Raw genomic sequence first — 12,760 nt, 5'->3', positions numbered from 1 at the left:
GCAGATGTTTCTTCACCACAAGAAGTTGATGTATACGGTTCGGGTCAAAGAATCCAACCCCGCCTTGGCGGCGTTGATGCTTGAGCAATTCGGAGGTCCGCAAGGCGAACTGGCCGCAGCGATGCGGTATTTCACGCAGGGTCTCGCGGAGGCCGATCCGGGCCGCAAGGATCTGCTGATGGACATCGCGACTGAAGAAATCAGCCACCTTGAGATCATTGGCACGATCATCGCGATGCTCAACCGTGGCCCCAAGGCCATTCAGTCTGAAGGCATGATGGAAGCCGAGGACATGCGTTTGATGGGCCAAAACAGCACGAGCCACACCGAGCAGATTCTGTATGGCGGTGGCCCGGCGTTGGTCAACTCAAGCGGTGTGCCTTGGACGGCTGCATACATCGACAGCATTGGCGAGCCCACGGCTGATCTGCGATCCAATATTGCGGCAGAAGCACGCGCGAAGATCGTCTACGAGCGGCTCATCAACGTAACCGATGACCCTGGCATCAAGGATGCCCTCCGTTTCCTCATGACCCGTGAAATCGCGCATCAGAAATCGTTTGAAAAGGCGCTTTACAGCATCCAGCCCAACTTCCCGCCGGGCAAGCTGCCCGGGGATCCTGCGTTCACCGACCTCTACATGGACATGTCGCAGGGCGAGGGGGACGTCGAGGGCAGCTGGAACAGCGGTGAACTTTGGGAGCGTGTCACTGATCGGGACGCTCAAGCGGCCTTGGACGGCGGGGATGGGAGTTGCGAGGTGGACCTCACCGCAAGGGAGCAAGTCGCTTTGGATGCCATGGCTGCCCGGACGCTCTCTGACCCGGAAGCGCGGCCGGCGACGGGCGCTGAGCTGGGCGCAGGCCCCGGTGCCGGGGCCGTCGACGTCAATCCCCGAGAGCCGTGAACGGTATCCATCCCAGCCCGCCGCGAGGCGGGCTTCTTTATCGCACAGACACCCCCCAAAAGGCTCACGAACGCTCTTGCTTCCGTCGATCGTAGAGCTTCATGTCAGCCCGATTGATGGTGTCGCCCACCGACTCGTGAGGTCGGCTGATTGCGCAACCCCCCGAAAATCGGATCGGCGCCTCATCCGCGCGATCTCGGTAGCAGGCTTCCAACTGGTTCATGCGTTCGCCCGTCGCGCCGGGAACGAATACCAGGAATTCGTCCCCTCCAAGACGGATGACGACCTCGTCGTCCAGAAGCTTGGACTCCAGAAACGCAGCGAACTTGACCAACACAGCGTCCCCCTCTGCGTGGCCCTGGGTGTCGTTGATCTCCTTGAAGTGATCCAGGTCGAACACAAGGCAGCCCCAAGCGTCCAGCTGGCGATGAGCGAGCTCCGTGAGATGGCGCCGGTTGAAGCATCGGGTCAATGGATCCCGGATGGCCAACTCTTGGAGTTGTTGTTCCTGCAGGTGCTGCGTGGTGATGTCCTGGGCGTGCCCCAGAACGTAGGGGGGGTCCGCCTCCGTATCCAGAACGTTGTGATAGGCCCAGAAGCGCCGCGACCCATCGGAGGCGACAAGTTCCATCACACCTGAGTCGCTCAGATCCTCCTTGATCTTGGCCAGATAGGCATGGAGATGCATCCGCCTGTCCGGCGGAAGGATCGCTGACAGCGGGCGGCCGATGAACTCCTGCTCTTCCCGACCCAATGAAAGGGAGGCGGCCGGGTTGATGGACGTGATAGTGCCGTCAAGGGTATGCGTGCAGATCAAACCCATGCTGTGTTGAAACAGCCGACGGTACTTCGATTCGCTCAGCGTCAATGCTTCGCTGGCGGAGCGCTGAAGCGACACGTCCTGTACCGCTCCGATCAGCCGCGTACCACGGTCGTCCTGGAGGCGCTGTCCGACGACATGCACCCAGATCCGCTCTCCGTCAGCCTTTGTTGAGGGCAGCGTCAGATCAATCGGAGTGCCCTGCTCGGCGCACTCTGCAAGAGCGGTTTGAATGGGCCCCTGTGCCGCGTCAGGGTAGAAGGAGAGCGCCGCCTCCAACGAGGGAGACGCATCGGCCACCCCATGGATACGGCGGGTCTCCTGGGTCCACTCCAGCTCGTTTGTATCAACGTTGAGTTCCCAGCCACCCACTTTGGCCAGGGCGTTGGTCTGTTCAAGCAGCGCCTGGCTCTTCTGCAGGTCACCGTGCAGTCGAGTAGCCTCGGACACCCGATCAAGCAGCAGGGCCCGTTGTTCCATCCCCGCGGCAGCGGCTTCTGCCAGGCACTGAAGGACTGCCCTCTGGCAGGGCGCCAGCTTGCCTGGCATCTGGCTCAACAGACACAACGTGCCAACCCGGTGTCCGCCGGCCACCTGAATCGGTGCTCCCACGTAATGGCGGACATAGGGGGCGCCCTGCACCGATGGGTTGTCGGAGAACCTGGGATCAATGGAGGCGTCCTCCACCTCAAAGATCTCTCCTGAAAGGACCGTCCACGTGCAGAAGGAAACGTCGCGCGGGGTCTCACGCACGTCTTCGAGCCCTATTTGAGACTTGAACCATTGCCGGCCGCCATCCACCAGCGAGATCAACGCGATGGGCATTTCTGTGGCCAACTGTGCGGCGCGCGCAAGGGCGTCAAAAAACGGTTCCGGGTCCGAGTCCAGAATGCTCAGTGCATGCAAAGCGGACAGACGGGCTTGCTCGACCACTGGCGTCCCTCTCTCTATGACGTTGGTTGACCTGCTTGCCGGTCATGTCCGCTCTCGAGTGAGCGTAAAAGCACCCGGGTCGTGCGCACTTGGACTCCGCCAGTGGAGCGCAGCAGCGTTAGAGCCGAAGGCCTGCGTAGCGGCAGGCAGGCCGTCGCGTCAGACACCACCACCGTGGAGAACTCTCGGGAGTTGGCATCGATTGCAGTGGCGATGATGCAAGAGTCCAAGGCCATCCCTGCGAGCACCAAGGAGCCAACGTCCAGCTTTGCCAGGAGCACTGCCAACGGGGTGGCGAGGAAAGCCGAGTGCTTTGGTTTGAGTACCGTGTAGTGATCCGGACCGGGGAACAGTAGTCTGGCGATACCACCTGAAGGGCCTTCTGTGTGGCGGCAGACCTCGGCCAACTGATGAAAGCCGCACTTCCAGTCGCCGAAGTTGTCGTTGGCGTAGATCACCGGCCATTGTTTTTCATCAAAGGCGTCTCGGATCTGACGAGCTTTCTTGGCGGCCTTGAATGCCAGCGGTGCGAGTTGGGGACCGTCCGGGAAATCAAAGCGCGAAAAGAGATCAACGATGAGCAAGGCCGTGCGCGGCATGTCAGTCCTCCGCCGGGGCAAGCCGCTACCTTGCCGCCAGCCTCGCCCAATACACGTGAAGGCGGGGCCTCTGACCTTGAGGCTTCGTTAACAAAGGTTGGCCCCGGTCCCCGGCCCCGCAGGGCAGGCGCGGTAGCCGGCCATGGTGAGACAAGGACAGTGCCGAGCTCTTCACCGTAGCTGCCAGAAGCGAGGATAAGGGAGTCAAACCCTGCGCAGGTCAGCAGCGGCGGGCGCCAATCCAGCATTTGAAAGCGCCTGGCGATTGCCACACTGCGCGCAATTGATCACGAGCCCACCAGAGAGGTGATGAATGGCGCCGTCGTTCACCGTCGTCACATGCCCGCATTTGTGGCAGCGCGCCGTAATCGAATCCACGACTTCGTCATCGATGTCCGGTATCCGGACCATCTCGAAGGACAGGATCTGAAAGGCGCCGGTGTTGGTCATGATTGATCCCGATAATGCGTTGGTTTGAGCCTATGCCGGCACGTGTGAAATTGACCGCGTACTTGCAGCGCCCTAAGATCACCAGGCGTTCAGCGCAAGCGTACGCACCTTTCACCCAGATGCAGAGCCATGCCGATTCGAGCCATTGCCTATGTCAGTGATGCGGCGCCGGGGATGACCCCGGACGCGACGGTCGCCATGATCCGCAACGCCGCTGATTTCAACATGCAGGCCGGTGTGACCGGCATCCTGCTGCATGACGGCGCTCGGTTCTTCCAATACATCGAAGGGCCGGAAGATGGGCTGGCGGCGGTTTATGGCCGCATCCTCAATGCCACATCGCACATCAATATCGTGGAGCTGGGACGAGCGCGGACCGGCGCGCGCCATTTTCCGTACGGGTCGATGCAGCTGCTTCCCGCCACGGCGGAAGAGGTCGATACGCTTATCGCCGGGACCTGGGACGCCTCCGCCACGCAGGGCTTCGCTGAAGGGAACGCAGCGCCCTCCGGGTTGGACGCGCTGTGCCGTTTCGTGCTGAGGCATCTGCCTGACAGCGCCCCCGGCCACCGGCCCTGAGGCATGGCGATCTGAAGCCAGCTCACGGATGATCGCATTGGACATGGCGCCGGCCGGCGCCTCGATGGGACGCAGAAGGGGAGGGGCGTCGCCTGAACCGGTTGTCAGCCGGCCGCCGCTTCGACCCGAAGCTGGAGCCCGAGCGCGCGCGTTACCAGCAGTATCGTTCCCAGGTAGAGCGGAAATGAGCCACTCAACTGCCTGCGCAATGTCGCCGTGCTCAGGCGGCATTCGTTCGCAACCGCGTCGATGCCGTCGAGTTCGGCAACGAGCAGCAGTGCGCGCGCGACGTTGGCCTCGTCACAGCTGTCCACGTTCAGTCGGGCGTCGAGGAACTCCGCCCGCTGGGCGGCACGCGCCTGTGGGCTGTTGATGGCCGGGCCCCCGACCTCCGTGCTGCTCATTGCTTGCCCCACGTTTCAGCCTTCACGGATTCGACCATCTCCCTCCCGCATACGATCAGGCCCTCCACCATCTGATCGCTGATCATAGTTTCGGGGGTTTCTTCTGGCCTGGCCACGTGCACCGCGTGCAGTATTTCAAGAACGGTACCCAGTGCCAGCAGGGTGCGGAAGGGTACGGCGACGTTCCGGTCGGCAGGGCCGTGCGGGCCGCTCGAGGGCGCATTGCTGCCGACACTGGGTACCCGTTGCAGCTGTACCACGCGGTCGCCGCGCGGGCGCAATTGCGCGAACTCTTCGAGCTTCCGTTCCAGGCGCTCGATGAAATGCGGCGGGAACTCGCTGATCTTGTCCCCGATCAGGGAATACAGGCGCTCGGCGCTGAGAGGATAGTTGGTTTCCATCGGTTCTCCTTCGCATGGCGTGGGGCCACCTGCGCGAGCGCGCAAGGTGGCAGGCGATGCGGGTTGGCATACCGGTGGTTACAAAGCAAAAAATCCGGCGGATTGGGATCCCCACACATCGCCCGCCATAAAACCTACGGGCAATGCTGTGCATTCTCCGCCGTGCCCAAGGGGGCAAAACAGAGCCAATTGCTTTGTTACCAAACGGGATGCCAATCCCGGCCGTTGCTCTTCGGCTTCAGCACGGCCAGCTTGCGATGGGGTGGGGGAGGCGTCCATGAGGATAGTTGCGAAGTTGGTGGTTGCGACGGGGGCGGTGGCTACAGCGGATCACCCCCTTCCCAGTCCGGGGTCACGCTACTATCGGCGGACAGCGAGCTGGCGCGCGGCCAGCTGGCGACATCGACAGTCAGACCGAAGGACCCCGCAATGGATATGCAGGCAAGTGAGTGCAATGGCGCCGACGCCGGTACGAAGCCGGCTACAGGTGAGCTGACCTTCTCCTGGCTGTTCGAGCAGGTGCAGGGCTACGCAGCGCAGAGCATCCATCCGAAGCCGTCGCGCCTGGAAAAGGGTGGCACTTGGGTGGGTGTGGGGGCCACCGGGCTGGGGCTGCTCACTGCCGCCTTGCCAGACAGCCTGTTTCCCGCAGGCTCACAGATCATGATCCTGATGGGGTGTCTGCTGACCGAGATCACCGGGTTCCTGCTGTCGTTCGTGCTGATGCTCAAGCGGGAAGGGCGGCAGTACATCAAACCTCGCCTGACCCATGCGGCAGAGATGGATGGTGACTTCGCGTACTGGGCGTATCTGGTTGATCAGCTCAGGGCATTCCCAAGAGAAGAGCGCGAGCAGCGGCTTCGCTTTGCGAGCACGCTTCGGCAAGGCATGACGGAGCGGATGGGCCTGGCTTTCGGCGGGCTGCAGAAGCTCGGCTTCTTCCCCGTGTTGGGAGCGCTCTACCTGCAGCTTCGCACTTGGAAGTGGGGTGACTGGGCCGGTGCCTTCGATGTCAATCCGATAGCCGCTGTGCTGATCTTCGGCATGGTCCTGCTGTATGCCCTCGGCTGGGTTCTGGTCGGCATCCGCAGCAGGCTGGAGACCTATGTGAATCTGCTTGAAGCTTCATTGGCTGAGCAGTCGGCCCAAGCCGTCACCGGCTTGTAATGATTACAGAGCGTTCCACGCGTCGCCATTCCGTTACAGGCTCAGCGTAATACCCCGGGCGTATAGTGGCTGCATCCTCACCGCAAGGATCGACGCTATGCAGAAGGGCTCGGATCTACTGGTCAAGGCGCTGGAGAACGAAGGCGTAGACCGCATTTTTGGCGTGCCGGGCGAAGAGAATCTGGACTTCCTGGAATCGCTTCGGAACTCCAGGATTGAACTCATTCTCACCCGCCATGAGCAGGCAGCCGCCTTCATGGCCGCTACCCACGGCCGGCTCACTGGCAGGCCCGGCGTGTGCCTGGCTACGCTCGGCCCGGGCGCGCTGAACTTCTCCACCGGTGCGGCGTATGCCCACCTGGGCGCGTGGCCGATGATCCTCATCACCGGCCAGAAGGCGGTTATGAGTGCCAGGCAGGCGCGCTTCCAGATCGTGGATATCGTGGCGTCGATGAAGCCGCTCACGAAAATGACGCGGCAGATTGTCAGCCCGGCCTCGATCCCCGCCATGGTGCGCGATGCGTTCCGTGTGGCAATGGAAGAGCGGCCCGGCCCGGTCCATCTGGAACTGCCGGAGGACATCGCCGGCGAGGAAGTGGAGGATGTCCCGGTCATCCCCGTCCATGCGCTGGAGCGGCCCATCGCGGCGCCTGCCGCGCTTGATCGGGCTGAAGCGGCCATCCTCGCGGCAAAGCGACCGCTGGTGATGATTGGCGCGGCCGGAAGCCGGCCGTGGCTGACCGAGGCACTGTCCGCGTTCGTGGCGCGCACACGCCTGCCATTCTTCAATACCCAGATGGGCAAGGGTGCCGTCACCGGTGGCTCCAACCTTTATATGGGCACGGCCGCACTGTCCGAAGGGGATTATGTCCACGAGGCGGTGGCCCGCGCCGACCTGATCATCGCCATCGGCCATGACACGATCGAAAAGCCGCCCTTCCTGATGAAGAGCAGCGGCGGGCCGAAGGTCATCCATATCAGTTTCCAGTCGGCCACGGTGGAGCAGGTCTACCACCCGGATATCGAAGTGCTGGGCGACATCGGCGCCTCCGTCGATGCCTTGGCCGAGCGGCTGGAAGGGCGCCTGTCTACCGACGAAGGCATGACCGGACTGCGCCAGGACATCCTCGCCCGGCTCAACGATCGTGCCGAAGAAGACCGGTTCCCGATCACCCCGCAACGGATAGTGCACGACGTACGCCAGGCCGTGCCGGACGATGGCATCGTCTGCCTGGACAATGGCATGTACAAGATCTGGTTTGCCCGCAATTACCGCACGCATGTGGCCAATACGCTGCTGCTCGACAATGCGCTCGCCACGATGGGCGCCGGACTGCCGTCGGCGATGATGGCGGCGATGCTGTACCCGCAGCGCCGGGTCATGGCGGTGTGTGGCGACGGCGGCTTCATGATGAACTCGCAGGAGATGGAAACCGCCGTGCGGCTGGGGCTGAACCTGGTGGTGGTGATCCTCAACGACAGCGCCTACGGCATGATCCGCTGGAAGCAGGCGGTGGATGGCTTCGAGGACTTCGGTATGCGCTTTGGCAACCCGGACTTCGTGAAATATGCCGAGGCGTACGGCGCGAAGGGCAGCCGGGTGAGCGCCGTGGAGGAGCTGGTGCCGATGATTGAAGCAGCCTTCGCCGGCGGTGGCGTGCACGTGCTGGATGTGCCGATCGACTATTCCGAAAACACCCGCGTGCTGGTGGATGAACTGCGCAACCGCACGCCCGACGTGGGCTGTGCATGACCGCCCGTGACCCTGTAAAGGAGCCCAACATGCTGACCGTCGTACAGGCCTTCGACCGCGCCCCCATCACTGAAATCGGATTCGACACCGCCGCGGCACTGGAACACAAGCTCAGCGCCGCCGAGCGGGTCTTCAAGGACCGCGACGGCTGGCTGCCCCCGCACGAACGCATCGCGATCCTGCGCAGGCTGGCCGCGTTGATGGACGCCAAGCGCGACCACCTCGCGCTGCAGATCGCACGCGAAGGCGGCAAACCGCTGCCGGACGCCATCGTTGAAACCACGCGCGCCATCGATGGCGTCCACAATGCCGCCGACGAGCTGCGCAACTTTGGTGGCCGGGAGATCCCGATGGGTCTTTCAGCCGCGGCGGTGGGGCGCTGGGCATTCACCACCCGCGAGCCCATCGGCATCGTGGCGGCGATCTCGGCCTTCAACCACCCGCTCAACCTGATAGTGCACCAGGTCGCCCCGGCGATCGCCGTGGGTTGCCCGGTAATCATCAAACCCGCATCGGCAACGCCACTTTCCTGCTTGGATTTCGTGGCGATGGTGCATGAAGCCGGGCTGCCCGAGCCGTGGTGCCAGAGCTTCCTGCCGGAAGGCAACGACCTGGCCGAGGCACTGGCCACCGACAAGCGCGTTGCCTTCCTGAGCTTCATCGGATCGGCCAGGGTAGGGTGGTCGCTGCACAGCAAGCTGGCACACGGCGCACGTTCGGCACTGGAGCACGGCGGGGTTGCGCCGGCTATTGTCGACCGCAGTGCGGACCTGTCCAGGATCATCGAGCCGATCATCAAGGGCGGCTATTACCATGCTGGCCAGGTGTGCGTTTCCACCCAGCGCATCTTCGTCCACAACGATATCGCCGATGACTTCACCGAGGCGCTGATCGCCCGTGTGGAACGGCTGCGTACCGGCGATCCCACCCTGAAAGACACCGACGTGGGGCCGCTGATCCAGCCCCGCGAGGCCGACCGGGTGGTGGAGTGGATCGACGAAGCCGTGAAGGGCGGTGCGAAGCTCGCCAGTGGCGGCAAGCGGCTTTCCGAGACCACCCTGCAGCCGACCGTGCTGCTCGACCCGGCCGCTGATGCGCGGGTGACCACGCAGGAAGTGTTCGGGCCGGTGGTGGCGGTGTATCGCTATTCGGATCTGGACGAAGCCATTGCCCGGGCGAACTCGCTGCCGACCGCCTTCCAGGCCAGCATCTTCGCGCAGGATATCGACATCGCCATGCGCGCGGCCAACCGGTTGGATGCCTCGGCGGTGATGATCAACGACGCCACCGCGTTCCGCACCGACTGGATGCCGTTCGCCGGCCGCCGCGAATCGGGTTACGGCACCGGCGGCATTCCGTACACCATGCGGGACATGTCGCAGGAAAAAATGATCCTGATGCATAGAAGCTGAGCGGGAATGCGCTGCCTTCACGCTGCCTCTACTTCTTCCGGCATCAACTGAACGTCGGTCTTGGCACAGCCGAAAACGCCGCTATAGTCCGAACACCCCCGAAGAAGGAGATAGTGAAATGTTCCTCAGCAAACCCAATCTGACGACCGCACGCAACCTTGGTATCGCCCTTATCGCTGGCGTCAGCCTGAGCGCCTGCGCCACCTATAAGGACGACTTCGCACGCATCGATTCGCGCCTCGACCAGCTCGACGTGAAGGTGCAGGGCGCCGCACAGAGCGCCGAATCGGCCAACCAGTCCGCCACGCAGGCCAACCAGCGCCTCGACCAGATCGAAGGCCGCGTCCAGCAGCTTGAGCAGGCGCCGCGCCGCAAGCCGCGCGGTTGATCGCCCGACACGTTTGAACCAGGCACCGGTGGCCTGCACAGGCCACTGGTTTCCTCGGGAGCAGTAGAAACCGATTCAAAGGAAGTGTCCCATCCGTACTCATCCATCCTCCAGAATGCGGCCCGTTTGCGGTGTGCTGGCACTCGCGCTGGCGTTGGCGTGCACCGCACCGGTGAGCGCGAAGAACGCCGCCGCGCAATCCGCCGCTGCGGTCGACGAACTCCCGGAAGGCCAAACGGTGTCGGACACCGTGATTGAACTGGCCGGCTGGGTCGTTGCTTCCAAAGACAGCCAAGGCTACCCATTCGCGATCATGGACAAGGCGGCTGCGCAGGTCCTGGTCTTCGACGGGGAAGGCCGACTGCGCGGTGCCGCGCCAGCGCTGTTCGGGTCGGCCACCGGTGACCACACCGCGCCCGGCGTCGCTGGCCTGGCCCTGCGGGCCATTCCGGGACGTGACCGCACGACCCCGGCGGGTCGCTTCATCGGCGGCTACGGACCCTCGATCGATGCAGGGCGCGTGCTCTGGGTCGACTACGATTCGGGTGTCGCGCTGCATCCCATCACCACCGGCGTCCCATCGGAGAAGCGTGCCGAGCGACTTGCTTCGGCCTCGCCCGATGACAACCGCGTCACCCACGGGTGCATCAACATCTCGCCGACGTTCTACGAACAGATCGTCCGCACCACGTTCGAGCGCGGTGGCGTGTTCTATGTGCTTCCGGACAAAGCGTCGGTGGCCGAGACGTTTCCCGAGTTCGCACAGACACGTGCCGCGATGAAAGACAACGGCGAGAAAGCCGCGCGTTGATACGCGCGGCGCAGACCGTCAACGCGTTTGCGCCCTCAGGCGTTCGCAGGTTTCCTTGGCACGCTGCAGGCCCATGCCCTCCGGCGACGCGGGATCAGGTTCGCCCAGGGTGAACGCCTCCATCCGCGCATCATGCGCGGCGCGCACTTTGGGGGCAGCCAACACGGCGGCAAGCAGCTCGGGCAGCTCGACCTGGTTGCGCTGACCAAGGAACGCTTTCAGCTCGGCAGGGGTGTAGACGCTCGCCAGCAACTGATCGAACCTGGCCTGTTGGACAGGGTCCTGGATTCCTTCGGCTACCTGCCTCACGCCGGCTGACAGATGTGCCGCCATCGCGTTCTTGATCGCTTCGCGGCACGCGGGGGGATCGTCGGGAGCCGCGATACCTTCGCCGCTGCCAAAGGCACGCAGGAAGGCCTCGCCCTCTTCGATGACCTGCCTGGTCACGATTTCCGTGTTTACCTCGTGGGCCAGTTCCAGGGGTGTGGCAGCCAGCGCCGGCAGGCTGGCCAACGCCAGCAGCGCCGCGCCGGTCCAACGCACGCGCCGGCTACGCAGCCGTGTGGCGGGCAGCCTTGCAGCGGGAATGCCGTCTCGTTCTTTCATATCCAGGGGAGCGTTGCCATGCGGCGGGCAAGGATAGCGCATCGCCTGCGGTCTGCCGCCGCAGCACCCCGTGCTTGCGCCCGTCAATGAGGCGGCCGCCGGGCGGGCAGGTGGAAATACAATTGAGATGGTGGATGCGCGCCGTCGGTACCTCGCAGGATGGGCGATGCAGGCAGTCTGCGCAGCGCGATGTAGCGCGCGGTGCTGCCAGCGCCAGTGCGATGTCACTGCGGATGCGCCGTTCCATCACGGGGCCACGACATTGCCGGCAAACGTCACTCCGAGCGCGTTGGACGGGGCGCGGCTTCCTTCGGCGGCAACGGCGCGGATACGGACGCGCGCGTGACCAACCGGTGCGCAAGCACCTGATTGACGGCCACGCGCCCAGCGGTGGCGGAGCGGCGGATCTCCCGCAACAGGATGTCCACCGCGCTGTCCGCCATGTCTGCCACGGGCTGATGCAGGGTGGTCAGTTCCGGCCACACCATCGTCGCGGCGGACGTGTCATCGAAACCAACGACTGATAGATCGCCTGGTACCTCCAGGCCGCGCCGGTGCGCCACTGAAACCGCGGCCGATGCCATGTCATCGTTGCTGGCGAAGATCGCGCTGGGCCGCTCTTCCAAGGCCAATAACCGTTCGGCTGCGTCCAGTCCGGAGCGGTAGGTGAAGTAACCGGGCTGCACAAGGGAGGCGTCATAATCGATACCGGCGTCAGCCAGTGCATCCCGGTAACCTTGCCATCGATGCGCGCTGGCGGTCTGGTTTGGATTGCCCTTTATGTAGCCGATGCGCGTGTGCCCGTGGGCCAGCAGATGCGACATTACGTCCCGGCTTGCCTGGCGGTCATCGATGCGTACGCAGGAAATATGATCGCTGAAATGGCTGGACGCGATGGAAACCACGGGAATGCCGGCGTCGACGAATACATCGACGATGTCCTTTGTTTCGCACAGCGGCGGCGGAAGAATCACGCCCGAGACCGTGATGGAGAGCTGCCCCGCGGCCTCCCGACGCGCCTGGCCGTCCAGCTCATCCCAACTGGCAATCACCAGCTGCGCCGCTGACCGGGTAGACCCGCGCAGCGCGCCGACCAGCAGCTCGCGCAGATAGCTGGAGCTGGGATTGGTGTAGATCAACGCGATGCAGGTGTGCTGCGCGGCGGCCAACGCACTGGCGGCAGGGTTGGGCCGGTAGTCCAGTTCCTGCACGCTGCGCATGACCCGATCGCGGTTGCCTTCGCGCACGCCGGCATGGCCATTGATGACACGTGAAACCGTCATCGGCGAAACGCCAGCATGCGCGGCCACGTCATCGATGGTGACGGCGCTTGCCTTGCGACGTACCGCTTTTTGGCTGCTTTTCAAACAATCAACTCCTTTGCTGCGCTGCATGATGACAAGCGCGATCCGGGGTGAGTAGTCTGCGCCCGAGACGTGATGGTAGCGCTACCACTGAGCCAGGGTAAGGCCAGCAGGTACCCCCCCTTACCGCGCGGCTGTTCTGGCAAATCCGCAAGCGAGTTTGAGT

Annotated in this window: 14 protein-coding genes; 7 read left to right on the top strand and 7 right to left on the bottom strand. The window is 63.6% G+C overall.

The window, feature by feature from the left end:
* The first annotated feature begins 4 nt into the window (after positions 1 to 4).
* Positions 5 to 907: a manganese catalase family protein gene (locus SOM47_RS10925; protein WP_320505652.1), complete on the top strand. Its 903-nt coding sequence runs from the start codon at positions 5 to 7 to the stop codon at positions 905 to 907.
* Positions 908 to 971: 64 nt separating this feature from the next.
* Here the strand turns inward: SOM47_RS10925 and SOM47_RS10920 are convergent, their stop codons facing one another.
* The 3 genes from SOM47_RS10920 to SOM47_RS10910 all read right to left on the bottom strand — a co-directional run bounded on the left by SOM47_RS10920 (position 972) and on the right by SOM47_RS10910 (position 3,709).
* A complete protein-coding gene (locus tag SOM47_RS10920; protein ID WP_320505555.1) occupies positions 972 to 2,660 on the bottom strand; it encodes a diguanylate cyclase in 1,689 nt (562 codons plus the stop codon).
* 14 nt (positions 2,661 to 2,674) lie between these two features.
* Positions 2,675 to 3,259 carry a cysteine hydrolase family protein gene (locus SOM47_RS10915; RefSeq protein WP_320505554.1) on the bottom strand — a complete coding sequence of 195 codons (585 nt, stop codon included), beginning with the start codon at positions 3,257 to 3,259 and terminating at the stop codon, positions 2,675 to 2,677.
* A 204-nt stretch (positions 3,260 to 3,463) separates the two neighbouring features.
* Complete coding sequence (locus SOM47_RS10910; RefSeq protein ID WP_320505553.1) at positions 3,464 to 3,709, bottom strand: hypothetical protein; 246 nt, start codon at positions 3,707 to 3,709, stop codon at positions 3,464 to 3,466.
* A 129-nt stretch (positions 3,710 to 3,838) separates the two neighbouring features.
* On the opposite strand from SOM47_RS10910, the gene SOM47_RS10905 reads away from it, so the two are divergent.
* Complete coding sequence (locus SOM47_RS10905; RefSeq protein ID WP_320505552.1) at positions 3,839 to 4,288, top strand: BLUF domain-containing protein; 450 nt, start codon at positions 3,839 to 3,841, stop codon at positions 4,286 to 4,288.
* A 104-nt stretch (positions 4,289 to 4,392) separates the two neighbouring features.
* Here the strand turns inward: SOM47_RS10905 and SOM47_RS10900 are convergent, their stop codons facing one another.
* Both SOM47_RS10900 and SOM47_RS10895 read right to left on the bottom strand, forming a co-directional pair.
* Complete coding sequence (locus SOM47_RS10900) at positions 4,393 to 4,692, bottom strand: hypothetical protein (protein ID WP_320505551.1); 300 nt, start codon at positions 4,690 to 4,692, stop codon at positions 4,393 to 4,395.
* The gene (locus SOM47_RS10895; protein WP_320505550.1) at positions 4,689 to 5,093 is read right to left on the bottom strand and encodes a hypothetical protein; all 405 of its coding nucleotides are present in this window, start codon (positions 5,091 to 5,093) and stop codon (positions 4,689 to 4,691) included. The genes SOM47_RS10900 and SOM47_RS10895 overlap by 4 nt, the downstream gene beginning before the upstream one ends.
* A 429-nt stretch (positions 5,094 to 5,522) precedes the next feature.
* Between SOM47_RS10895 and SOM47_RS10890 the strand changes: the two genes are divergently transcribed.
* The 5 genes from SOM47_RS10890 (at position 5,523) to SOM47_RS10870 (ending at position 10,624) form a co-directional block, all read left to right on the top strand.
* Positions 5,523 to 6,260, top strand: coding sequence for a hypothetical protein (locus tag SOM47_RS10890; RefSeq protein WP_320505549.1), 738 nt, complete (start codon positions 5,523 to 5,525; stop codon positions 6,258 to 6,260).
* A gap of 97 nt (positions 6,261 to 6,357) precedes the next feature.
* On the top strand, positions 6,358 to 8,013 hold the full coding sequence (locus tag SOM47_RS10885; protein ID WP_192083533.1) for an acetolactate synthase large subunit: 1,656 nt from the start codon (positions 6,358 to 6,360) through the stop codon (positions 8,011 to 8,013).
* 29 nt (positions 8,014 to 8,042) lie between these two features.
* Positions 8,043 to 9,425, top strand: a complete 1,383-nt coding sequence (locus tag SOM47_RS10880; protein ID WP_320505548.1) for an aldehyde dehydrogenase family protein — start codon at positions 8,043 to 8,045, stop codon at positions 9,423 to 9,425.
* 118 nt (positions 9,426 to 9,543) lie between these two features.
* Positions 9,544 to 9,813, top strand: a complete 270-nt coding sequence (locus tag SOM47_RS10875) for a hypothetical protein (protein ID WP_042612885.1) — start codon at positions 9,544 to 9,546, stop codon at positions 9,811 to 9,813.
* Between the two features lie 115 nt (positions 9,814 to 9,928).
* Complete coding sequence (locus SOM47_RS10870) at positions 9,929 to 10,624, top strand: L,D-transpeptidase (protein ID WP_042612884.1); 696 nt, start codon at positions 9,929 to 9,931, stop codon at positions 10,622 to 10,624.
* 18 nt (positions 10,625 to 10,642) lie between these two features.
* Here SOM47_RS10870 and SOM47_RS10865 read toward each other — a convergent pair whose 3' ends face one another.
* Together SOM47_RS10865 and SOM47_RS10860 are read right to left on the bottom strand one after the other, a co-directional pair.
* The gene (locus SOM47_RS10865) at positions 10,643 to 11,137 is read right to left on the bottom strand and encodes a hypothetical protein (RefSeq protein WP_152620574.1); all 495 of its coding nucleotides are present in this window, start codon (positions 11,135 to 11,137) and stop codon (positions 10,643 to 10,645) included.
* Positions 11,138 to 11,505: 368 nt separating this feature from the next.
* Positions 11,506 to 12,513 carry a LacI family DNA-binding transcriptional regulator gene (locus SOM47_RS10860; RefSeq protein ID WP_414715797.1) on the bottom strand — a complete coding sequence of 336 codons (1,008 nt, stop codon included), beginning with the start codon at positions 12,511 to 12,513 and terminating at the stop codon, positions 11,506 to 11,508.
* Positions 12,514 to 12,760: the final 247 nt, after the last annotated feature.

The organism is Stenotrophomonas sp. CFBP8980 (assembly GCF_034046095.1).
GTDB classification, from domain to species: Bacteria; Pseudomonadota; Gammaproteobacteria; order Xanthomonadales; family Xanthomonadaceae; genus Stenotrophomonas; species Stenotrophomonas lacuserhaii.
This window is presented reverse-complemented; position numbering and strand designations above follow the sequence as displayed.